The sequence below is a fragment of the Tabrizicola sp. genome (assembly GCF_034366665.1).
Lineage (GTDB): Bacteria > Pseudomonadota > Alphaproteobacteria > Rhodobacterales > Rhodobacteraceae > Tabrizicola.
The window spans coordinates 34,281-54,541 of sequence record NZ_JAXMMF010000151.1 but is presented as its reverse complement, the minus strand read 5'-3'; the positions used below and the strand labels follow the sequence as shown (position 1 = coordinate 54,541).

At 65.1% G+C, this 20,261-nt stretch carries 20 protein-coding genes; 7 read left to right on the top strand and 13 right to left on the bottom strand.

The features are described from left to right. The first annotated feature begins 251 nt into the window (after window positions 1-251). Together U1E69_RS21215 and U1E69_RS21210 are read left to right on the top strand one after the other, a co-directional pair. Window positions 252-1,223 carry a DNA cytosine methyltransferase gene (locus U1E69_RS21215; protein ID WP_305567414.1) on the top strand — a complete coding sequence of 324 codons (972 nt, stop codon included), beginning with the start codon at window positions 252-254 and terminating at the stop codon, window positions 1,221-1,223. Window positions 1,224-1,288: 65 nt separating this feature from the next. After that, window positions 1,289-2,062, top strand: coding sequence for an NgoMIV family type II restriction endonuclease (locus U1E69_RS21210; RefSeq protein WP_371133926.1), 774 nt, complete (start codon window positions 1,289-1,291; stop codon window positions 2,060-2,062). An 89-nt stretch (window positions 2,063-2,151) separates the two neighbouring features. Here the strand turns inward: U1E69_RS21210 and U1E69_RS21205 are convergent, their stop codons facing one another. Then, window positions 2,152-3,141, bottom strand: coding sequence for an MDR family oxidoreductase (locus tag U1E69_RS21205; RefSeq protein ID WP_322246418.1), 990 nt, complete (start codon window positions 3,139-3,141; stop codon window positions 2,152-2,154). A 98-nt stretch (window positions 3,142-3,239) separates the two neighbouring features. On the opposite strand from U1E69_RS21205, the gene U1E69_RS21200 reads away from it, so the two are divergent. Next, complete coding sequence (locus U1E69_RS21200; protein WP_322246416.1) at window positions 3,240-4,124, top strand: NAD(P)-dependent oxidoreductase; 885 nt, start codon at window positions 3,240-3,242, stop codon at window positions 4,122-4,124. Between the two features lie 4 nt (window positions 4,125-4,128). Here U1E69_RS21200 and U1E69_RS21195 read toward each other — a convergent pair whose 3' ends face one another. The 3 genes from U1E69_RS21195 to U1E69_RS21185 form a co-directional block, all read right to left on the bottom strand. After that, window positions 4,129-4,446 carry a HigA family addiction module antitoxin gene (locus U1E69_RS21195; protein ID WP_322246414.1) on the bottom strand — a complete coding sequence of 106 codons (318 nt, stop codon included), beginning with the start codon at window positions 4,444-4,446 and terminating at the stop codon, window positions 4,129-4,131. Further along, a complete protein-coding gene (locus U1E69_RS21190; RefSeq protein WP_322246413.1) occupies window positions 4,436-4,726 on the bottom strand; it encodes a type II toxin-antitoxin system RelE/ParE family toxin in 291 nt (96 codons plus the stop codon). Before U1E69_RS21190 ends, U1E69_RS21195 begins: the two co-directional genes overlap by 11 nt. 101 nt (window positions 4,727-4,827) lie before the next feature. Continuing rightward, a complete protein-coding gene (locus U1E69_RS21185) occupies window positions 4,828-7,098 on the bottom strand; it encodes an adenosylcobalamin-dependent ribonucleoside-diphosphate reductase (protein WP_322246412.1) in 2,271 nt (756 codons plus the stop codon). 112 nt (window positions 7,099-7,210) lie between these two features. Here U1E69_RS21185 and U1E69_RS21180 point away from each other — a divergent pair, with 112 nt between their 5' ends. After that, on the top strand, window positions 7,211-7,630 hold the full coding sequence (locus U1E69_RS21180) for a DUF1489 family protein (protein ID WP_416200313.1): 420 nt from the start codon (window positions 7,211-7,213) through the stop codon (window positions 7,628-7,630). On the opposite strand, the gene U1E69_RS21175 is transcribed toward U1E69_RS21180, so the two are convergent. Further along, entirely contained in the window at window positions 7,627-7,977 is a 351-nt protein-coding gene (locus U1E69_RS21175) for a hypothetical protein (protein WP_322246411.1), read from the bottom strand. The two genes, U1E69_RS21180 and U1E69_RS21175, sit on opposite strands and share 4 nt — an antisense overlap. A 98-nt stretch (window positions 7,978-8,075) precedes the next feature. On the opposite strand from U1E69_RS21175, the gene U1E69_RS21170 reads away from it, so the two are divergent. Further along, a complete protein-coding gene (locus U1E69_RS21170; RefSeq protein WP_322246410.1) occupies window positions 8,076-8,933 on the top strand; it encodes a DMT family transporter in 858 nt (285 codons plus the stop codon). A 70-nt stretch (window positions 8,934-9,003) separates the two neighbouring features. Here the strand turns inward: U1E69_RS21170 and hisG are convergent, their stop codons facing one another. From hisG to hisS, 3 genes are read right to left on the bottom strand one after another with little or no spacing between them, the layout of a single operon-like run. Next, complete coding sequence (gene hisG, locus U1E69_RS21165; protein WP_322246409.1) at window positions 9,004-9,702, bottom strand: ATP phosphoribosyltransferase; 699 nt, start codon at window positions 9,700-9,702, stop codon at window positions 9,004-9,006. Continuing rightward, on the bottom strand, window positions 9,699-10,793 hold the full coding sequence (locus U1E69_RS21160) for an ATP phosphoribosyltransferase regulatory subunit (protein ID WP_322246408.1): 1,095 nt from the start codon (window positions 10,791-10,793) through the stop codon (window positions 9,699-9,701). The genes hisG and U1E69_RS21160 overlap by 4 nt, the downstream gene beginning before the upstream one ends. After that, a complete protein-coding gene (hisS, locus tag U1E69_RS21155; protein WP_322246407.1) occupies window positions 10,790-12,262 on the bottom strand; it encodes a histidine--tRNA ligase in 1,473 nt (490 codons plus the stop codon). The genes U1E69_RS21160 and hisS overlap by 4 nt, the downstream gene beginning before the upstream one ends. Before the next feature lie 85 nt (window positions 12,263-12,347). Between hisS and U1E69_RS21150 the strand changes: the two genes are divergently transcribed. Further along, window positions 12,348-12,545, top strand: coding sequence for a SlyX family protein (locus tag U1E69_RS21150; protein WP_322246405.1), 198 nt, complete (start codon window positions 12,348-12,350; stop codon window positions 12,543-12,545). Window positions 12,546-13,363: 818 nt separating this feature from the next. Next, entirely contained in the window at window positions 13,364-14,374 is a 1,011-nt protein-coding gene (locus U1E69_RS21145) for a hypothetical protein (protein WP_322246403.1), read from the top strand. A 628-nt stretch (window positions 14,375-15,002) separates the two neighbouring features. On the opposite strand, the gene U1E69_RS21140 is transcribed toward U1E69_RS21145, so the two are convergent. From U1E69_RS21140 to U1E69_RS21120, 5 genes are all read right to left on the bottom strand, one after another. After that, a complete protein-coding gene (locus U1E69_RS21140; protein ID WP_322246402.1) occupies window positions 15,003-15,512 on the bottom strand; it encodes a hypothetical protein in 510 nt (169 codons plus the stop codon). A gap of 12 nt (window positions 15,513-15,524) precedes the next feature. Beyond that, entirely contained in the window at window positions 15,525-15,764 is a 240-nt protein-coding gene (locus U1E69_RS21135) for a hypothetical protein (RefSeq protein WP_322246401.1), read from the bottom strand. Window positions 15,765-15,859: 95 nt separating this feature from the next. Then, window positions 15,860-16,909 (bottom strand): ABC transporter ATP-binding protein, encoded by a 1,050-nt coding sequence (locus tag U1E69_RS21130; RefSeq protein WP_322246399.1) that lies wholly within the window; start codon window positions 16,907-16,909, stop codon window positions 15,860-15,862. Between the two features lie 12 nt (window positions 16,910-16,921). Continuing rightward, entirely contained in the window at window positions 16,922-19,078 is a 2,157-nt protein-coding gene (locus U1E69_RS21125) for an iron ABC transporter permease (RefSeq protein ID WP_322246397.1), read from the bottom strand. Window positions 19,079-19,135: 57 nt separating this feature from the next. Beyond that, on the bottom strand, window positions 19,136-20,164 hold the full coding sequence (locus U1E69_RS21120) for an ABC transporter substrate-binding protein (protein WP_322246395.1): 1,029 nt from the start codon (window positions 20,162-20,164) through the stop codon (window positions 19,136-19,138). Between the last annotated feature and the right edge of the window lie 97 nt (window positions 20,165-20,261).

The window sequence follows — 20,261 nt, the reverse complement described above, 5'->3', positions numbered from 1 at the left end:
CCAACACCAATGAAAAGCCCCGGAATCGCTTCCGGGACGTGGGCGGCTTATACAGGGGGAGCCGAGGGAGTCAACAGCACCCGCACCATCCCGTAGGTCTGGCGTCAATCGTGCCTGCCGCACGCCAACGCGCACTTGTTAACCAGACCTTCGCAGTTGAAAGCAGATACTTGCCCCAAAGGACAGGCGAGCGTTGACTCGCCCCATTCGAACACGCGATATATCGTTAAAGAGAAAAAGGCGTCTACCACATGCAGTCACATCTGACGTCAATCGAGTTGTGTGCAGGTGGCGGCGGCCAGGCCCTTGGCCTTGAAAGCGCAGGTTTCGGCCATGAAGCTCTGGTCGAAATTGATGATTGGTCACGTAAGACCCTGAAACTGAATCGCCCCCAGTGGAACGTGATCGAAGGCTCTCAGTCCGATCTGACACAGTTCGATGCCTCACCTTATCGTGGCGTAGATCTTGTCGCAGGAGGTGTCCCCTGCCCGCCGTTTTCCGTCGCAGGCAAGCAACTTGGCCCGGCGGATGAACGCGATCTCTTTCCGGAAGCCATTCGCGTCGTCGATCAGGTTCGTCCAAAGGCAGTTATGCTTGAAAATGTTCGGGGTTTCCTGGATGCGGTCTTCTCCGACTATCGCCACAAGCTGCGCGATCAGCTTCGGCTCCTTGGCTATAGTCGCGTGGAATGGGCCCTGCTGAACGCCAGCGACTACGGTGTTCCCCAGCTTCGCCCGCGCGTCGTGATCATCGCGGTTCAAGATGCATATGCTGACAATTTTTCCTGGCCCAATCGCAGCCTTGCACGCCCGAAAACCGTGGGTCAGACCCTGCATGATCTGATGTCGTCAAACAATTGGCCCGGTTCAGATGCCTGGAGCGAACAGGCGGATGAGATCGCACCCACGGTTGTTGGGGGGTCAAAAAAGCATGGCGGCCCCGATCTTGGCCCGACACGCGCCAGAAAGGCCTGGGCGTCGCTTGGAGTGAACGGAAGCACCATAGCCGATGATGCGCCGGCACCGGATTTCGTAGGAATGCCGCGCCTGACCGTCAGGATGGTTGCGCGCCTGCAGGGGTTCCCGGACTCTTGGTCCTTCGCAGGCAGGAAGACGGCCGCGTATCGGCAAGTCGGCAACGCCTTCCCGCCCCCGGTTGCCCAGGCCGTCGCCCAAAACCTGCGCGCTGCAATCACGACACGCCGCCTGTTTGCGGTTGCATGATGCGCGCGTGGTTCGAAACGGCACGCCGCAACTTTCACGCACAGTGCCTTTCCGGTCCGATCACTATGACCAAGGGCATCCCCAGCATCGCGGACATTGCGAATGGTCCCAGCCGGGAAATTTCAATTGGGTTGATTGCAAAGCTGGGCCAGTCGACCGACCATGCCGAGAAGCCGCCAGGTCAGACCGCCGGCGCAATGTTCGAAAGCGCGTGTCTTGCGTTCCTGCAGGACTGCCTTGCCCAACTGGCTCACATCCGCCCGGGCACGTTCCGTGTTGCCAAGGGCCGGACGATCTCCCAGTTCGAACAGTATGCCCATCTTGATGAATTGCGCATCCTCGCCGACGCCAGCCGCGAGTTGAAGACTCTCCTCGGCACCGACTATCTCATCAAACCAGATGTCGTGGTCATCAAGGACGCTCTCGACGATTCTGAGATCAACAGGAATTCCATTCTCGTGGACAAGTCGGTCGCGCGCAAAACCGCGCTACGTGCGGTCAATGGGGCGAAAGCGTCGCTGCACGCTTCCGTCAGTTGCAAACTGACGATCAGGTCGGACCGAGTTCAGAACACCCGATCCGAGGCACTGAACCTGCTCAGGAACCGCAAGGGGCGAGCACCGCACATTGTTGCCGTGACCGCAGAACCGACGCCATCCCGAATTGCGGCCATCGCACTTGGGACCGGAGATATTGATTGCGTGTATCACTTCGCACTGACTGAACTTGTTGAAGTCCTGAAAGAACAGGGACGTGAGTCACTAGAACTGGTTGAGACGATGATCGACGGCAAACGCCTGCGCGACATTGCAGACTTGCCACTTGATCTCGCTCTCTAGACGTTCTCATTCCTTAACAAACCCCTAACGCCCACAGCTAACCCATTGGAATCCCTTGGCGAGCCAACCCTGTCCTGCGTGGACAGACCTCACCCGTTCACGTCCACCACCACCCGGCCCTGCACGCCCCCCTTCAGGATCGCCGCCCCCAGCTCCGGCAGGTCCGCCAGCACCGCCGGCCGTACCATCGCCTCCAGCTTCTCCATCGGCAGGTCAGACACCACCCGCCCCCAGGCCCGTACCCGCCGCTCATAGGGGACCGTCACGGAATCGATGCCCAGCAAGTTCACCCCCCGCAGCAGGAACGGGATCACCGAAGCGGGAAGCGAAGCCCCCCCCGCCAACCCCACCGCCGCGACCGACCCGCCGTATTTCATCTGCCCCAGCACCCGCGCCCGCATCGCGCCGCCGACGGCATCGACACACCCCGCCCAGGTCTCGGTCTCCAGCGGTCTTTTCACCGTCTCCGCCAGGTCCGCCCGCGGCACCACGCGTGAGGCCCCGAGGTCCCGCAGATACCCCTCCGTCTCCGGCCGCCCCGTCACCGCCGCGACCTGATACCCAAGCCGCGCCAGCAAGGCGACCGCCACCGACCCGACGCCCCCCGCAGCGCCCGTCACCAGCACCTCGCCCTTCGCAGGCGTCAGCCCATGCTCCTCCAGCGCCATCACCGCCAGCATCGCCGTGAACCCGGCCGTCCCAACCGCCATCGCCTGCCGCGTTGTCAGACCGCCGGGCAGCGGCACCAGCCAGTCCGCCTTCACCCGCGCCTTCTGGGCATAGCCGCCCCAATGCACCTCTCCCACCCGCCAGCCGGTCAGCACCACGCGGTCCCCAGGCTTGTACCGCGCATCGTCCGAAGCCTCGACCGTCCCGGCAAAGTCGATCCCTGCCACATGCGGCCAGGTCCGCACGATCCCCCCGCCGGTCGGGGACAAGGCCAGCCCGTCCTTGTAGTTCAGCGTCGAATACTCGACCGCCACCGTCACATCCCCGGCAGGCAGCGCGCTTTCGTCCAGCTCCCGAAGATGCGCCACGGCGGCATCGCCATCCTTTTCCAGAACCAGTGCGCGGAACATTGTCGGCCTCCCATTTTGATCGCCTTCAGTCGGCCCGGCGGAAGCCGGATTGTCAACCCGGGCGACCTGCCCCAATCTGCCCGCAACAGGAGGACTTCATGACCCAGGAACACATCGGTTTCATCGGCACCGGCCTGATGGGCCACGGCATGGCGAAGAACATCGTGACGAAGGGCTACACCCTGACCGTCACCGCCCACCGCAACCGCGCGCCGGTGGACGACCTGATCGGCAGGGGCGCGACCGAGGCCACAGTCGAAGACCTCGCCGCCCGGTCGACGATCATCTTCCTGACCCTCCCCGGCTCGCCTCAGGTCTCCGAGGCCGTCGCCCGCATGACCCCGCACCTGAAGTCCGGCACGGTGATCGTCGACTGTTCCACCTCCGATCCCACCGTCACCGAACGCCTCGCCACTGACCTTGGCCAGCGCGGCATCCACTTCGCCGACGCCCCCCTGTCCCGCACCCCGAAAGAGGCGTGGGAGGGCACGCTTGACTGCATGGTCGGTGCCGACGGCGACATCTTCGCCCGCATCCAGCCCGTCATCGCCACCTGGGCCGGGAAGATCGTCCATATCGGCCGGACAGGCGACGGGCACCGGATGAAGCTTCTGAACAACTTCCTCTCCCTCGGCTACGCCGCGATCTATGCCGAGGCGCTGGCCGTGGCCGCCAAGGTCGGCATCTCCACCGCCACCTTTGACAGCGTGATCCGTGGGGGCCGCATGGACTGCGGCTTTTATCAGACCTTCATGGGCTACGCGCTGGAGGGCAACCGCGAGGCCCACCGCTTCACCCTATCCAACGCCTACAAGGACCTGCGCTATCTGGAGAGCATGGCCAACGCCGCCACCGTCACCACCACGATGGCGAGCGCGGCGAAGAACAGCTTCGCCGGGGCCGTGGCGCAGGGCGGCGCGGGGCCGGAGGACTATGTGCCACACCTGACGGATTTCATCGCGCGGGCGAATGGGGTGAAGTAGCCGCTCAGGCGGCGCGGTCGTCGGTCCAATCGATGGGCTTGACGGGTGCGCCGCCTTTCCGCTCTGCGTGCCAAAGATCATGCTGCATCTGAAGCGCCAGCCAGAACCTTCCGCCGTTCTTGAAAGCTTTTCCAAGGCGAACGGCCATGTCCGTCGACAGCGGGCGCTTTCCATTCAGGATGTTGGACACGGTTTGCTTGGAAACGCCCAGATGTTCCGCTAGCTGGGTCGCGTTCATCTCCAGCGCGGGAAGTATATCTTCCCTGATATACTCCCCGGGGTGCGGAGGTGCGAAGGCCAGCTCTCCCGCCTTACTTTCCATGGTAGTCCTCTAGTTCAACGTCATAGGGGCCATGTTCGTCCCATCTGAACGTCACTCTCCAGTTTTTCGAGACCAGGACGGAAAAGGTTCCGTCGCGATCCCCCCTCAGCTTGTGCCAGCCATAGCCGGGAAGGTTCAGTTCCTCTGGCGATACGGCAACGTTCAAAGCGCCAAGGATGCGTTTCACCTTGGGAATCCAGTCAGGACGAATCCCTGATGCATCGCCTTTCTCGACAAGGCGCTTCAGGTCTCGGCTACGAATTCTATCTGGGTCCAGCATCCAGCCACATGACGATCTTCAAGTACCGCAGTCAACAGTCACGTGACGCGTTACAGATAGCAAATCCCGAAGACTCTGTCACGTAGATTGTTAAGATTTCCTCACCCACACTTCGAATGCCCACACGACCCGCAGGTCAGGCACCCTTCCACCATCCGCAGGTCATAGCTGCCGCAGGACGGGCAGGCCTTGCCGCGCGGGGCCTCTCCGACCCGCAGCAGTTCCGCCTTGGGGTCGGATTTCAGCCCCAGCCCCTCGCCCTCGATGAAGCCGATGTCGATCAGGTGGCGCTCGATTACTCCGCCGATGGCCGCCAGAATGGACGGGATATACCGCCCCTCCATCCAGGCCCCGCCGCGGGGGTCGAACACGGCTTTCAGTTCCTCCACGACAAAGGAAATATCCCCGCCGCGCCGGAACACGGCCGAGATCATCCGGGTCAGGGCCACGGTCCAGGCGAAATGCTCCATGTTCTTGGAGTTGATGAAGACCTCGAACGGGCGGCGGTGGCCGGCGATGACGATGTCGTTGATGGTGATGTAGAGGGCATGTTCCGAGCCCGGCCATTTGACCTTGTAGGTCTGGCCTTCCAGGGCGGCGGGGCGGTCCAGCGGGTCCGACAGATAGACCACCTCTCCCCCGGTCACCGGCTGCGAGGCCACGGGCGCGGTCTGCTTCTCGGACACGGTCAGGACGGAGCCCGTCACGTCGTTCGGCCGGTAGGTCGTGCAGCCTTTGCAGCCCTGGTCCCAGGCGGCCATGTAGACCTGCGCGAAGTCATCAAAGCTGATGTCCTCGGGGCAGTTGATGGTCTTGGAGATCGACGAATCCACCCATTTCTGCGCCGCCGCCTGCATCCGCACATGGTCCAGGGGCGGCAGGGTCTGGGCGTTGACGAAATGGTCGGGCAAGGGCGCGTCGCCGTGCTTCTCGCGCCAGAGGCGGACGGCATAGTCGACGACCTCCTCTTCGGTGCGGGAGCCGTCCTTCTGCAGGACCTTGCGGGTGTAGGCGTAGGCGAAGACCGGCTCGATCCCGGAGCTGACGTTGCCGGCGTAAAGCGAGATCGTCCCCGTGGGCGCGACCGAGGTCAGGAGGGCGTTGCGGATGCCGTGCTTGGCGATGGCCTCGCGGACGTCGGTGTCCATCTGCGCCATGTTGCCGCTGGCAAGGAAGCCGTCGGCGTCGAACAGCGGAAACGCGCCCTTCTCCTTCGCCAGATCGACCGAGGCGAGGTAGGCCGCGCGCGCAATGGCGTGCATCCAGATCTCGGTGACCTTCGCGGCCTCCTCGGACCCATAGCGCAGGCCGACCATGAGGAGGGCATCGGCAAGGCCGGTGACACCAAGGCCGATGCGCCGCTTGGCCTTCGCCTCGGCCTGCTGTTCCGGCAGAGGGAAGCGGCTGGCGTCCACGACATTGTCCATCGCCCGGACGGCGACACGGACCAGATGGTCCAGTGCTTTCATGTCCATGCTGGAACCCGCTTCGAAGGCGTCCTTCACCAGCGTCGGCAGGTTGATCGAGCCCAACAGGCAAGCCCCATAGGGCGGCAGGGGCTGCTCGCCGCAGGGGTTGGTGGCGGCGATGGTCTCGACATAGCCAAGGTTGTTCATCGCGTTGATGCGGTCGATGAAGATCACCCCCGGCTCGGCATAGTCGAAGGTCGACCGCATGATCTTGTTCCACAGATCGCGGGCTTCCACTGTCCGGTAGACGCGGCCGCCGAAGACCAGCTCCCACGGGCCATCGGCCTTGACGGCGGCCATGAAGGGATCGGTGACAAGGACCGACAGGTTGAACATCCGCAGACGCGCCGGGTCACGCTTGGCCTCGATGAAGGCCTCGATATCCGGATGGTCGCAGCGCATCGTCGCCATCATCGCCCCGCGACGGCTGCCTGCCGACATGATCGTCCGGCACATGGCGTCCCAGACGTCCATGAAGGACAAGGGACCGGAGGCATCCGCCGCGACGCCCTTCACCTCGGCCCCCTTGGGCCGGATGGTCGAGAAGTCGTAGCCGATCCCACCGCCCTGCTGCATGGTCAGCGCGGCCTCTTTCAGCCCGGTGAAGATCCCCTCCATCGTGTCCGGAATCGTGCCCATGACGAAGCAGTTGAACAGCGTCACCGACCGCCCCGTGCCCGCCCCTGCGGTGATCCGCCCGGCGGGCAGGAATTTGAAGCCTTCCAGCGCCGCGTAGAACTCCGCCTCCCACTTCGCAGGGTCAGCCTCGACCTCGGCCAAAGCCCGCGCGATCCGACGCCAGGTATCCTCGACCGAGCCGTCAAGCGGTGTCCCGTCCGCCTCCTTGAAGCGGTACTTCATGTCCCAGATGGCTTCGGCGATGGGGGCATGGAATCGCGACATAGGGGCGAATCTTCCTTGAACTTGTGGATAAGGTGAACGAAGGGCCCAAGATACGCCCCCGCCCCGCTTGGGTCAACTTGAAGCCCCCGCCGCAGGCCCTATGATCGGAGCCATGATCAACATCCTGAAACTCTGCGTTGGCGCCGATTCCGTCGAGGACCTGCTGGACTGGCAACGCAGCCAGCGCCCACACTGGCCCGAGGGCCGCGCCATCCATGTTACCCGCATGTGGCCCAAGCGCGAGGCCGAGGTGCTGGAGGGCTCGCTTTACTGGGTCATCAAGGGCGTGATCCTGGCCCGCCAGCGCATTCTGGACCTGCAGGAGGTCAACCTTGGCGACGGCATCCCGCGCTGTGCGCTGGTGCTGGACCTTGAGGTCATCCGCACCGAGGCCGCGCCCCGTCGCCCGTTCCAAGGCTGGCGCTATCTGGACCCGAAGGACTCACCCCGCGATCTGCCCAAGGGCCGAGGCAAGGACGACCCCTTGCCGCCCGCGCTGGCGCAGGCGCTGGCCGAGTTGGGCTTGCACTAGAAGCTGTTGGGGTTTCCGGCGATGATGGTGCCGGTGCCCCCGTCGGTGCCGTCCTGAACCCAGGTCACAGCCTCGCCGTCGATCCGGACACCCCAGCAATCCTTGCCCTCGCCATAGTCAAAGCACATCGCGTCGCCCTCGACGGTCCATGTGCCGGTGTATCCGTCGCCCTTGATCGCGCCGTCCGCCGCATAGAACTCGGTATAGGCGCCGCTGGCGGTCATGCTGCCTTGCACGGTGTTACCGGCAATCGCCGCGTTGATCTGGTCGGTGGTCGCAAGCGCCTCGGCCTGGGCCGCGCCGGCGGTCAGGGCAAGGATCAGGGTCAGCGAAGAACGGGTAAACATGCAATCTCTCCGGGTTGGGGTCCCCGCAGTAACTAGGCGGCCCTACGCAACGTCAACCGGCCTTTTCATTCCCACCTGCAGCGATCATGACTGGCACCATGTCCCGCCCACTTCTCCTCGCCGCGCCGTTCGTCTTCCTGCTCCTGTGGTCGGCAGGTTTCGCCATCGCCAAGATCGGCCTCATGCATGCCGGGCCCTTCACCCTGCTGGCGCTCCGCTACACCATCGCCGTCGTGGTCCTGCTGCCCTTGATCCCGATCCTGAAACCGGCCTTCCCGAAAGGCCGCGCCGCCCTGGACATCGCGGTCGTCGGCTTCCTGATCCAGGTCGCCTACTTCGGCCTCTGCTACATCGCCTTCAAATCCGGGGTCTCGGCGGGCGGGGTGGCGATCATCGTCTGCCTGCAGCCGATCCTGGTCAGCCTGATCGCCCCCTGGATGGTCGGCGAAACCGTCAGCCGCCTGCGGTGGATCGGTCTGGCCCTTGGCTTGGGTGGAGCGATCACCGTGATCCTTGCCCGCTCTGGCATCGCGCACGAACCAGCCCTGGGCCTTCTGGCCGCCGTGGGGGGCCTGATCGGCATGACAGCGGCCACACTGTACGAAAAGCGCTTCGGGATCACCACGCACCCGGTCCCAGCGAACCTGATCCAGTATGCCGTGGGCGCGGCCTTCACCCTGCCGCTTGCGATAGGGACCGAGGGGATGCAGGCTGACTGGACGCCTGAGCTGTTCGCGGTTCTCGGCTACCTGGTGGTCGGCAACTCGCTGATCTCGATCACGCTTCTGCTGGCGATGATCCGTGCGGGAGAGGTCGCCCGGGTCTCGGCCCTTTTCTACCTGGTCCCGCCGCTTTCGGCGCTGTTCGCCTGGCCCCTGCTGGGTGAGGCGATGCCGCCGTTGGCCTGGGCCGGCATGGCGCTGGCCGGGGTCGGGGTCATGCTGGCGCGAAAGTGAAGCTCCTCGTTCGACTTCGTCTCCTCGTCGCAGGCTGCAGCGAGGAGTGACGAAGTCATCGACGAGCGGGTCAGAAGGGCCGCGCCGGAACGCCCAGCTTCGCCGCCAGCCCGGCATAGGCGGCACGGTCCTCTGCCGTCCACTCGGCCACCCGGCTGGCCCACAGGACCGCCTGGCTGGAATGGATCAACCCGTCCGACAGGATGCGCAGGTGGTTGGCCCTTAGCGTCTCGCCTGAACTGGTGATGTCGGCAATCGCCTCGGCCGTTCCGTTCAGCACCGTGCCCTCGGTCGCGCCCTGGCTGTCGACCAGCTGATAATCCGCAACCCCTTGCGCCTGCAGGAAATCCCGCACCAGACGGTGATACTTCGTGGCGATCCGCAGCCGGTGCCCGTGCGCGCGGCGAAACCCCGCAGCGGCTGCGTCAAGGTCATCCACCGTCTCGACGTCGATCCAGACGTTCGGAACCGCTATGACCAGATCGGCATGGCCGAAGCCCAGCTTTGCGACCTCGGCCACCTCGTCCTCGCCCAGTTGCTCGCGCACCAGATCGGACCCGGTAACCCCCAGATGGATACGCCCCGCCGCCAGCTCGCGCGGGATTTCCCCCGCGGACAACAGCACCGGGACCACGCCCTCGACGCCCTCGACGACGCCCGAGTATTCCCGGTCCGACCCCGACCGCCGCATGACGACGCCGCGCGTGCCGAACCAGTCGAAACAGTCCTGCATCAGCCGCCCCTTGGACGGCACCCCCACCCGGATCATATCGCCCCCTTCAGCCGCGCGACGAGACCCGGTCGGATCACGCCACCCACCGCCGGAATGAAGGCGCCTGCCCCCAGCACCGCCGTCAGGGCATCATAGCGGCCACCACTGGCCACCGGAGGCATCCCATCGCCCAGGAAGCTGAAGACGAACCCGTCATAGTACTCCAGCGCCGTGCGCCCGTGGCTTGCCTCGAACGCCAGCGTCGCGACATCCACCCCCCGCGCGGCCAGCGCGTCAAGCCGGGCCGCAAAACGGTCCACCGCCGGCCCGATCGCGGGAAGCATCGGGGTGATGCCCCGCAGATGGTTCAGCGCATGGGCCGCCGGAGCCTCCAGGCTGAGAAGGTCATAGAGCAGCGCCGCCTCGGTCGCCTTGATCGGCGGCGTTTCGGCGTCGGCCACCAGAGCCTCGGCCCGGGCGGCGATCTCATCCGGGCCGCGCAGGCCGACGAAGGACCCCGCTTCCTCGATCAGCTGCGCGGGACTGCCTGCCTTCAGCCGCTGCAAAAGCGCAACCCGGCCCGCCGGGACCGGAGCCCGCCCGGCAAAGCGGTCCAGCAGCGCCTTGAACCGCACCGGCCGCCAGACATGCCGCAAGAGGGCCGCCTTGCGCCGTTCGGTCGTCTCCAACCCCCGGACGGCAGCCATCAGGATGCCGATGTCCCCCGTCACCGGCCGCAGGTCCAGCCCCGCCAGCAGGTCCCGGAACAGCGCAAACACCTCGGCATCCGCCGCCTCGGGTGAGGCCCGGTCAAAGACCTCATAGCCCACCTGCAGATATTCGCTTGCCCGACCGGACCCGCGCGCCTGCTTGCGGAACACCTCGCCCAGATAGGCGTAGCGCGCGGGTTCCGCCCCATGCGCCATGTGCGCCTGCACGACCGGGACGGTGAAGTCCGGCCGCAGCATCATCTCGCCCTTGACGGGGTCGTCGGTCACATAGGCCCGCGCGCGGATATCCTCGCCATACAGGTCCAAGAGCGTCCCGGCCGGTTGCAACACGTCGGCCTCGACCGGCACCGCGCCCGCCGCGACGAACGCGGCAAGCAGCCGTTCGCCCTCCGCCCGGATCGCGGCCTTGGGGGTCATTGGCCAAGCATCTTTCGGACGGCGGCCACCAGATCGGCCCGCGGCACCTCGACCTGAGCCGGGCGGTCCTTCCATTCCTCCAGCGTCGCGCTTTCGGCGATCTTCGCGCCCAGGATCAGGTCCTTGAGGATGACCGTTCCCGCTTCGGCTTCGTTGCCACCCTGGATGACCGCGACGGGCGAGGCCCGCTTGTCGGCGTATTTCAACTGGTTGCCGAAGTTCTTCGGGTTGCCCAGATAGACCTCAGCCCGGATACCCGCCTGACGCAGCTCTCCAACCATGCCCATGTAGTCGGCCATCCGTTCCCGGTCCATCACCGTGACCACGACCGGCCCTTCCGACAAGCCAGCAACACGCCCCTTGGCCCGCAGCGCGGCGAGGAGGCGGTCCACCCCGATGGAAACCCCCGTCGCCGGCACGTCCTGCCCGGTGAAGCGCTTGACCAGCCCATCATATCGCCCACCCCCGGCAACCGAGCCGAACTGCCGCTTGCGGCCCTTTTCGTCGAGGATTTCAAAGGTCAACTCGGCCTCATAGACCGGCCCGGTATAGTAACCCAGGCCACGGACAACACCGGGGTCCAGAACGATCCGGTCTGGCCCATAGCCCTGCGCTTCCAGCAGCGAGGCGATGGCTTCCAACTCGTCAACACCCTCTGCCCCGATCACCGAGCCGCCCACCAGTTCCCGCAGCCGGGCCACCGTCGCGGCCCCCGTGTCGCGCCTGGCTGTGGTGAAGCCCATCACAACCTCGGCCTGTTCCGAGGAAAGCCCCGCACCCTTGGTGAAATCGCCGCTTTCGTCCTTGCGGCCCTCGCCGAGGAGAGCCCGCACGCCGTCAGCACCCAGACGGTCGATCTTGTCGATGGCGCGCAACACGATGCCGCGTTCGGCGTCCTTGTCTTCTCCGGCCAGACCCGCGACTTCCATCACGCCGTTCAGGACCTTCCGGTTGTTCACCTTCACGACGTAGTCGCCGCGGGGGATGCCGACTTCTTCCAGGGCGTCGGCCAGCATCGCGCAGATTTCGGCGTCGGCTGCCACCGAGGCGGAGCCCACCGTGTCGGCGTCGCATTGGTAGAACTGGCGGAAGCGGCCCGGACCCGGTTTCTCGTTCCGCCAGACGGCACCCATCGCGTAGCGGCGGTAGGGCGACGGCAGGTCATTGCGGTACTGGGCGGCGACGCGGGCGAGGGGCGCGGTGAGGTCGTACCGAAGGGCCAGCCAGTCGGCATCCTCATCCTGCCAGGCGAAGACGCCCTCGTTGGGGCGGTCGACGTCGGGGAGGAACTTGCCAAGGGCCTCGACCGTTTCGACGGCCGAGGTCTCCAGCGGGTCGAACCCGTACCGGTGGTAGACCGCGGCGATGCGATCAAGCATGGCTTTCCGTTCGGTGACCTCGGCCCCGAAGTAGTCGCGGAATCCCTTCGGCGTCGCGGCACGGGGGCGGCGGGGGGACTTGTCGGCCATGAGCAGGACCTTCGCTTTTGATCGCCGTCCGTGTAACGGATGGGGGCAGAGGCGGCAAGGCATCGGGAAGAGGGGCAAGGGCAGGATGGACCGGACTGATCTGGAAGAGAAGGTGGCCCACCTGATCCGCGCGGTAGAGGACCTGTCCGACGTGGTGGCCCGCCAGGCAGCTGAGATCGCGGGGCTTGAACGGCGGGTTCGACTTCTGATGGAGCGGGCGGCAGAGGAAGAGGCCTTTGGCGCTGCCTCTCCGGAAGCGAACGTCCGCCCACCGCACTGGTAAGCTCGGTCCTCCAGGGCATGACCAAATCCTTGCCCGACCGCTGAGGCTTTCTTCCCGGCCTGTCAGCGACGGGATCACGGCCACGGCTGTGGTCCGTCCTGAACTGCCCGTGAAATGCGCTCCCATGCGACTCGCCTGCAAGTGTTGCCGTCACGCTGGCTGGGAGCCAAGGGCGGTTGATCAGGGGGCCACGGCTGGACGACGTGCCGCGGGCCTTCCAGGGTCTGCAAAGAACCGGATGGCAGCAAGGGCCAGGGAGGCCCCAGGCAGGATATCACGTGCAGCCGCAAGGTCACGACATCGGCGGTTCCTTGCCTTTGCGCAAGCCACACCCGACCCGGAAAGCACAAATGTTATTCGATCCAACACTATGTTTTGCAACATGTATTTCGCACCTTTGGCCGAAACCGCCTTGTACATTCGGGCACGTTATCCCTGCATCAATTAAACAAAATAGGTGACCTGCAAGGACAGGGTTAACGTCTTTGGCATGGAACGCAGATGCCTGGAGAAAGCGATGGATCAATGGCGGGTCGCGCGCTTTGAACGACCTGACGACGCAGGCCTGCGGACGCAGCGCGCGGCGGTTCCGTCAGCGACCGTCACGGCCCGGCTTCCACCGCGGATTGAGCAGAACCTTGCCGACCGGCCCAGGGGGGCACCCGCGCTTCACTTGACGGGTTCACGCTTGGCTTCATCATCGACCGGACTGCAAAGACCAGATCCACCTGCGGAGGTGAACGGATCAAGAGCCGGGGGTCTGGACCGTTCAGGTCCGGCCCAAGACTTGGAAGACTGGCGGCCAACGCTACCCACCGATGACCTGCGACACGCCCTTCAGCCCGCTGAAGGGACCCTGTCACCTTTGCCGAACCTTCGAGGTGGGCGAGCAGGGCGTTCTTGTCGGGCTGGCGGGGGAAAGCCCGGCAGCCTTGATCGACCAGAACGGCAACCGGACGCCGATGGTGGAAGGTGAGAGCTATCCGTTGTTCCTGGGCGCGTCGGTCGCGCTTGCGGGAGTGTCGGTAAGCGCTGCAGGGCCAAAGGTCCGGATCGCCCCGGCCGAGCCGTCGGGTCTTGCGCGGCTGGCACAGCGTACGATGGCGATTTCCGGCAGGTCGCTGCGCAACAGCATGATCGGTCTGGGCACTCTGGTCGCCACGGGGATGGTGGCTGCGGGGGTTCTGGACCTGGTCTCGGTCCAGGCCAGCGCGCCAAAGCCGACGGTCAAGCCGACAGCGCAGGCCCCCCAGCTGCAGGGCGTGGCGCCGTCGCTGGACGCCCATCTGGCGGCTCTTGGCCTTGATGACGCCGATTTCGTCGAAGATCCCGAGGGTGCGCACCGGGTGATCCATGTGCGGACAGTGGCAGAGCGTGCCGTTCTGGCCGAGGCGCTGCGGGAGCTGCCGTTCCCGGGCGAGACCACCATTGTCGCCGAAGACCGGCTGCGGTCTGCCGTCCAGACGATCCTTGCGGCATCGGATGGCCAGGCAAAGCTTGTGGCGCTGGACCGGGGCAAGCTGGTGCTGTCCGGTCTGACGGAAGATCCGGAACGGCGCGCCAGGATGATTGAGGTCATCCGGGCCGATATCTCGGGAATCACCGAGGTCACGTTCGAAGACCCGATCGTCAGCCCTGCCGACGAACTGGCGCGCGAGATCGTCGCAGTCTGGCCGGGGCCGCATCCCTACGTCGTTCTGGCGGACGGCCGTCGCCTTCGGGAAGGCGAAGCGGTGACAGAGGGGCTGACCGTCCACGGAATTTCGGCGGACGGGGCATCTACCAGCGCAAGTTCACCCACCGTGATGATGAACGCAGTCGCACCCTGATTGTCGCCGGGCCAGCGGGATATGTCGAGCTGATCGATCAGGCGACAAAAGCCCTCGAGACGACGGACCGCACCGACATCACGCTGCTCAGGGGCAACGAAGGCGGCACCCCCGCGGCGCTGGAGGCGCTGGAGGCGCTGGAGGCGCTGAAAGCCTCGACCGAGGCTGCCGAGCAAACCACCCCCACCAGTCCGGCAGAGTGATCCGATGCAGAAAGTCCTGCAGGCCCTGGCGAAGCTGCCGCAGCAACGGGATGTCCTACTGGTGATAAGGGTGATGGCCGCCCCAGATTCACGGGCGTAGTCCCCAAGAGACCGGCAGATTGCCGGACTTGAGCATGATAATACCGGGAAAACGACGTTTGAACCCGTATAAGGAAATTATATGGAAGCTGAAATTCAGATCATGACGGAAGCTGCAACGTCGCTGCCATCCGTAATGACGGCCAAGCCGGATTTCGTGGTCGCGACCACCTTTTTGCGCAAGACTGTCTGACCGCCACTGGTCAGGGACCATGACGCCGAACCGGGTCCAGGGCGGACCCGGCTGGCAGATCGTGGATCGGGGGGTGCAAGGTGGAAGGATTGAAGTGCGGCCGGCCGGGGGAGCGCGGCCGGCCGCACACGCCTCAGGTCATCCGCAGCTTGTCGAGGTCAAGACCATACTGCCGGAGGGTCTGGGCGATGTCGGGGGGAAGGCCAGAGGCCGACACGGAGGACTGCGGCGAGCCGAAGGCCTGGGGGTTGGAGTAGCGATCGAAAAGCTCCTTGCCTTCGAAATCCTGGGGGAGACCGGCAAGCGGGTCCGAGCCAGGGGCACCGCCCATCGCAGTCTGGAACATGGCATCGCTTTCGGATCTCATGCTGCCAAGCATGCCGAAAATCTTCTGGTTCTCAGCCTCGATCTGCGCAGTGTCGGCTTTTATCTGCGAGGTCTGGGCGTCCATCTCTTCGGTGAACTTCCGGTCCTCGTCGGCTTGGCGAGTTGCCTCGGGGTCACCGCCCCCCTTGTTGCCAGAGAGCTTGTCGGCGACAGCCATGCCGATCCTGAGCGGCGCGGGAGCAATGGTTTTGATCACGTCTTTGCCGAAGTTGGTGACGGCCTTGATGCCCTTCTTGAAGATCCTGTCGATGCCCATCGCCGTTCTCGTCTAGCTGCTTTGACGGATCTGCTCGCCCGATTTCTTCAGGACGCTCAGCATGTCGGCCATGATGCCGTTCATCTGTTCACGTAGGGCATTTGCTTCGGCGCGGTCGGCCTGAAGCCGTGCCATCTCGGTTTCGAAGGCGGCAGAGCGGGTGGCTTCAGCGCGGTGAAGGGCGGCCAATTGCCGGGTGTGGGTAGCGCTTTGCGCATTCAGCGCGTCGATGACCGTAGCGATGTCCTGCATGTGGAGCCTCCCTGCGAGCGCCGAATTCTGTCGGCCTGGTGCAAGGATGGCGGGGGGAACGGACATGCACACATAAAAAGTCCTAATGGCGGGCGTCAGGCGGGGACAAGGCGGGCCGTGGGCAAGTCGAAACCGACGTGAAGGCTGTCGCCCTTGGCGAAAGGGGCGGCGTCGGGCGGGGTGATCGCGAACAGCGGCCCGGCGGGGGTGGACAGGGTGTACTGGACGGAATTGCCAAGCCAGGCGGCGTAAGAGACTTCGGCGGGCAAGGTCGTGGGCCCGGGCTCGCGGGTCAGGCGCAGGTGGTGCGGGCGCAGGACAAGCTGCGCTGGTCCGGGGGCGGGCCAGGCAAGGGGCAAGGTCAACGTGCGGTCGAGGAGGCGGAGGTCGGTGGTCTCGCCAGCGCGGGTGATCTCGACGGGCAACAGGTTCGCGTCACCGATGAAGTCGGCGATGAAGGCGCTGGCAGGGCAGTCGTAAAGGTCACGCGGGGCGCCTTCCTGGGCGATCTCGGCGTTCTTCATGACGATGATGCGGTCCGACACCGCCATCGCCTCTTCCTGGTCGTGGGTGACGTAGACCGCGGTCAGCCCAAGGCGCTGCTGGATCTGGCGGATCTCTTCGCGGACGTGGCGGCGCAGCTTGGCGTCCAGGTTGGAGAGGGGTTCGTCCAGAAGCAGGACCTCGGGTTCCAGCACGATGGCGCGGGCGACGGCGACGCGCTGCTGCTGGCCGCCGGACAGCTCGGACGGAAGGCGGGCGCCAAAGCCCTTGAGGCCGACCTGTTCAAGGCCCGCTTCGGCCCGATCGCGGACCTCGGCCTTGGGCGTGCCCTTGACGGTCAGACCGTAGCCCACGTTTTCAAGCACGGTCATGTGCGGGAAAAGCGCGTAGGACTGGAACACCATCGAGACACGGCGATAGGTTGCCGAGAGATGTGTCACATCCTGGCCGCCGATCAGGATCTTGCCTTCGCTGGCGCTTTCCAGCCCGGCGATGAGGCGCAGGGTCGTGGTCTTTCCGCAGCCCGACGGTCCAAGCAGCGTGACCAAGGTGCCCGGCGCGATGTCAAGCGACAGGGGCTTCAGTGCGACGACGGTGCCAAAGCGCTTGGTGACGTTCTGGAACTGGACGGACCCTTGCATGGGTTCTCTCCCTTAGTGGGCTTCGACGCGGTCGGCGCGGCGCAGGCGGCGACGACCGATGACAAGTTGCAGGGCCAGGATTGCCGTCAGCATCGTGACGATCAGCACTGCGGCATAGGCGATGGCGATGCCGAACTCGCCGTTTTCGACGCGGCCGACGATGAAGCTTGTGGCCATGTTGTATTCGGCCGAGACGAGAAAGATCACCGCCGAGACCGAGGTGATGGCGCGGACGAAGGAATAGGTCAGCGCGGCCAGGATCGCGGGGCCCATCAGTGGCAGGATCACCCGGCGGATCGTGGTGGCCGAGTTCGCGCCGAGGGTGATCGAGGCTTCGTCCAGCGACTTGTCCAGCTGGCTCATCGCCGCGATGCCGCCGCGCACGCCGACCGGCATGTTGCGGAAGATGAAGACGATGATGAGGATCAGCCCGGTCCCCGTCAGCTCGATCGGCGGGAAGTTGAAGGCCATGACATAGGCCACCCCGATCACGGTGCCGGGGATGGCGAAGCTGAGCATGGTCGAGAATTCGAAGGCGTCCTTGGCCGCGAATTTCTGGCGGACCAGCAGGTAGGCGGTGGCAAGGCCCACGGCGGCGGTCAGCGGTGCGGCGATGGCCGAGATGGTCAGCGTGGTGAAGTAGCTGTCCCAGGCCGCGCCGGTAAATTGGATGCCATCTCGGAACGCCAGACCGAAGGCACGGGTATAGTGTTCAAGGGTGAGGGTGTGGTCGTAGCCCCAGAGTTTCACGAAGCTGCCGAAGATGATGAGCAGGTAGAGGATCATCGTGAAGGCGGCCCAGGGCAGCGCCAGGGCATAGCAGGTCATGCGCAGGCCGGGGTTCAGCGCGGCATGGCGGCCCGAATCTCCCTTGCCGGTGACGGTGGCGTAGTTCTTCTTTCCCAGCCAGGTGCGCTGCGCCAGGAAGGCGCCCAGGGTCAGCGACAGAAGGATCAGCGACAGGATCGCGGCCTTTGCCGGGTCGGCCACAGTGCCGACGATGGCGAAGTAGATCTCGGTCGACAGCACGTTGAAGTTGCCGCCCAAGACCAGCGGGTTGCCAAAGTCGGCCAGGCTTTCGATGAAGCCGAGGAGGAAAGCATTGGCGAGGCCCGGGCGCATCAGTGGCAGCGAGACATAGCGGAAAGTCTGCCAGCGGTCGGCATCCAGGGTCTGCGAGGCCTCTTCCATGCTTGGGCTGACACCTTCGACGACTCCGATCAGGACCAGGAAGGCGATGGGGGTGAAGGACAGGGTCTGCGCAAGCCAGACGCCCCAGAAGCCGTACAGCCAGCGGGTTTTCTCCCAGGCGAAGGCGTCGGCGAAGAACTCGGTGATTGTGCCGGACCGCCCGAACAGCAGGATCAGCGCGAGGCCGATGACGAAGGGCGGGGTGATGATCGGCAGGATCGTCAGGACGCGCAGCAACTTCTTGGCCGGAAAGGCCGTGCGGGTGAAGATCAGCGCGAAGGCAAGGCCAAGGACGGTCGTGGAGGTCGCCGTGGCGATGCCAAGGAGAAGCGAGTTCATCGCGGCACCGCAGTAACCCTGGCCCAGAAGGCAGGCGGGCGACCAGATTTCGGGCGCGAGGAAGCGCGGCAGGAACTCGCTGATCCCAAGGCCCGCGCCGCCCTTCAGCTCGAAAGCGCGGATCAGGACGAAGCTCATCGGATAGAAGACGAAGACGCCGACCAGGGCGATGATCGCGCCGATCATGCCGGTGATGAAGGCGTCTCCCCTGCCCCTGCCAAGGCCGGAAACCCCGGTGGTCAGGACGAACAGAAGGCCGGCAGCGGTCACGAAGGCCCCTGCCCCCATGCCGGGTTGGGTGGCCCCGTCGAACAGGCCGAAGCGGGTGCCGTTGCCAAGGATCACAAGCCCCTGGGCGGCCAAACCCAGCAGACCCACCCCGCCGCCAAGCACAAGGCCGCGCGCAAGGGTCGACGGATTGCGGGCAAGGCCAAGGGTGGCCCCGGCAATGGCAAAACCGGCCAGCGGCAGCCAAAGCCAGGGCCTGTCGGCCAGCGCCTGGGGCAGCGCGGGCCGAGCGTCGGATGCCCATGCAGACAGCCAGGCAAAGGACCAGAAACCGCCTGTCACCATGTACCAGGGCAGAAGGGCATAGCCCGCCAGCCCGACCAGAAGCCAAAGCCCCGCCGTCCGTTGCATCGCATCCATCCTGGAAAAGTGGCGGACGCTGATCAGCGCCCGCCGGTCGGCAAGGGATTACTCCTCGAAGGAACCGCCCTTGGACTTCACTTCGGTTTCCCAACGGGCCAGAAGCCGCTCGCGCGTTTCCGAGGCTCCGTAGGTGGCGAAGTCGTAGTCGATCAGCTTGACCGCGGCCATGTCCGGGGCTTCGGGGTCGGTGGCAGCGCCGGGGTTCGACGGAATGTTGAACACGCCGACCTCAAGCCCCTTGGACTGGGCCTCAGCCGAAATGACGTACTCGACCCACTTCTTTGCGGCTTCCATGTTGGGCGTGCCGTTGATCACGCTGACCGCGCCCACCTCATATCCGGTGCCTTCGCAGGGCGAGACGATGGTGACCGGAAAGCCCTGCTTCTTGAGGTTGACCATGTCATGCATGAACCCGACCGAGATCGTCGTCTCGCCCCGGGCGGCCATCTTGCTGGGGGCCGAGCCGGACTTGGTGTGCTGGTTCACGTTGGCACTCATCTCGGCCAGAAGCTTGAAGGCCTCGTCCTCGCCGAAAAGCTGCACCAGGGTCGCAAGCTGGGTATAGGCGGTGCCCGAGGATTGCGGGTTCGAGACGGTCACTTCGCCCTTGTATTCGGGCTTGGCAAGATCGCGCCAGCAGGCCGGGGCCGGCAGGCCCTTCTCGGCCAGAACCTCGGTGTTGTACATCATGCCCAGAAGGCCGACATGAACGCCGATGGCGCGGCCTTGTGACATCTCGGCCATGTTCTGCGCCCAGCCCAGCAGGGCCGAGGTGTCCGCGCCAGAGGCGACCGAAAGGCCTTCGTTGGCGGCAATAAGGTGCGGATCGCCGGTGCCGCCCCACCAGACGTCGATCTTGGGGTTGCCCGCCTCGGCGCGGATCTGGGCCAGAACTTCGCCGGTGGATTTGCGCACCATGGCCACGTCGATGCCGGTATCCGCCTCGAAGTTCTGTGCCATCAGATCGCACCAGGCCTGCTCGTTCGAACAGACGACGCTGAGAGATTGCGCGGACGCCGCGCTTGCAGCCATGCCGGCCGCCAGCGCAAGGGCGCTGATCGCGTAGTGTTTCATGTGGTCCTCCCGTTTCGACCGCTCTCCTCAGCGGTATGGGCCCAGACTGGCACAGGGCCGGTTCGCGGCGCGAGCGATGGGCGGTTAACTGTCTGAC

Excerpts from the sequence above, each read along its gene's own strand:
- U1E69_RS21215 (WP_305567414.1), top strand. The coding sequence starts at position 252 with ATGCAGTCACATCTGACGTCAATCGAGTTGTGTGCAGGTGGCGGCGGC.
- U1E69_RS21210 (WP_371133926.1), top strand. The coding sequence starts at position 1,289 with ATGACCAAGGGCATCCCCAGCATCGCGGACATTGCGAATGGTCCCAGC.
- U1E69_RS21205 (WP_322246418.1), bottom strand. The coding sequence starts at position 3,141 with ATGTTCCGCGCACTGGTTCTGGAAAAGGATGGCGATGCCGCCGTGGCG.
- U1E69_RS21200 (WP_322246416.1), top strand. The coding sequence starts at position 3,240 with ATGACCCAGGAACACATCGGTTTCATCGGCACCGGCCTGATGGGCCAC.
- U1E69_RS21195 (WP_322246414.1), bottom strand. The coding sequence starts at position 4,446 with ATGGAAAGTAAGGCGGGAGAGCTGGCCTTCGCACCTCCGCACCCCGGG.
- U1E69_RS21190 (WP_322246413.1), bottom strand. The coding sequence starts at position 4,726 with ATGCTGGACCCAGATAGAATTCGTAGCCGAGACCTGAAGCGCCTTGTC.
- U1E69_RS21185 (WP_322246412.1), bottom strand. The coding sequence starts at position 7,098 with ATGTCGCGATTCCATGCCCCCATCGCCGAAGCCATCTGGGACATGAAG.
- U1E69_RS21180 (WP_416200313.1), top strand. The coding sequence starts at position 7,211 with ATGATCAACATCCTGAAACTCTGCGTTGGCGCCGATTCCGTCGAGGAC.
- U1E69_RS21175 (WP_322246411.1), bottom strand. The coding sequence starts at position 7,977 with ATGTTTACCCGTTCTTCGCTGACCCTGATCCTTGCCCTGACCGCCGGC.
- U1E69_RS21170 (WP_322246410.1), top strand. The coding sequence starts at position 8,076 with ATGTCCCGCCCACTTCTCCTCGCCGCGCCGTTCGTCTTCCTGCTCCTG.
- hisG (WP_322246409.1), bottom strand. The coding sequence starts at position 9,702 with ATGATCCGGGTGGGGGTGCCGTCCAAGGGGCGGCTGATGCAGGACTGT.
- U1E69_RS21160 (WP_322246408.1), bottom strand. The coding sequence starts at position 10,793 with ATGACCCCCAAGGCCGCGATCCGGGCGGAGGGCGAACGGCTGCTTGCC.
- hisS (WP_322246407.1), bottom strand. The coding sequence starts at position 12,262 with ATGGCCGACAAGTCCCCCCGCCGCCCCCGTGCCGCGACGCCGAAGGGA.
- U1E69_RS21150 (WP_322246405.1), top strand. The coding sequence starts at position 12,348 with ATGGACCGGACTGATCTGGAAGAGAAGGTGGCCCACCTGATCCGCGCG.
- U1E69_RS21145 (WP_322246403.1), top strand. The coding sequence starts at position 13,364 with ATGACCTGCGACACGCCCTTCAGCCCGCTGAAGGGACCCTGTCACCTT.
- U1E69_RS21140 (WP_322246402.1), bottom strand. The coding sequence starts at position 15,512 with ATGGGCATCGACAGGATCTTCAAGAAGGGCATCAAGGCCGTCACCAAC.
- U1E69_RS21135 (WP_322246401.1), bottom strand. The coding sequence starts at position 15,764 with ATGCAGGACATCGCTACGGTCATCGACGCGCTGAATGCGCAAAGCGCT.
- U1E69_RS21130 (WP_322246399.1), bottom strand. The coding sequence starts at position 16,909 with ATGCAAGGGTCCGTCCAGTTCCAGAACGTCACCAAGCGCTTTGGCACC.
- U1E69_RS21125 (WP_322246397.1), bottom strand. The coding sequence starts at position 19,078 with ATGCAACGGACGGCGGGGCTTTGGCTTCTGGTCGGGCTGGCGGGCTAT.
- U1E69_RS21120 (WP_322246395.1), bottom strand. The coding sequence starts at position 20,164 with ATGAAACACTACGCGATCAGCGCCCTTGCGCTGGCGGCCGGCATGGCT.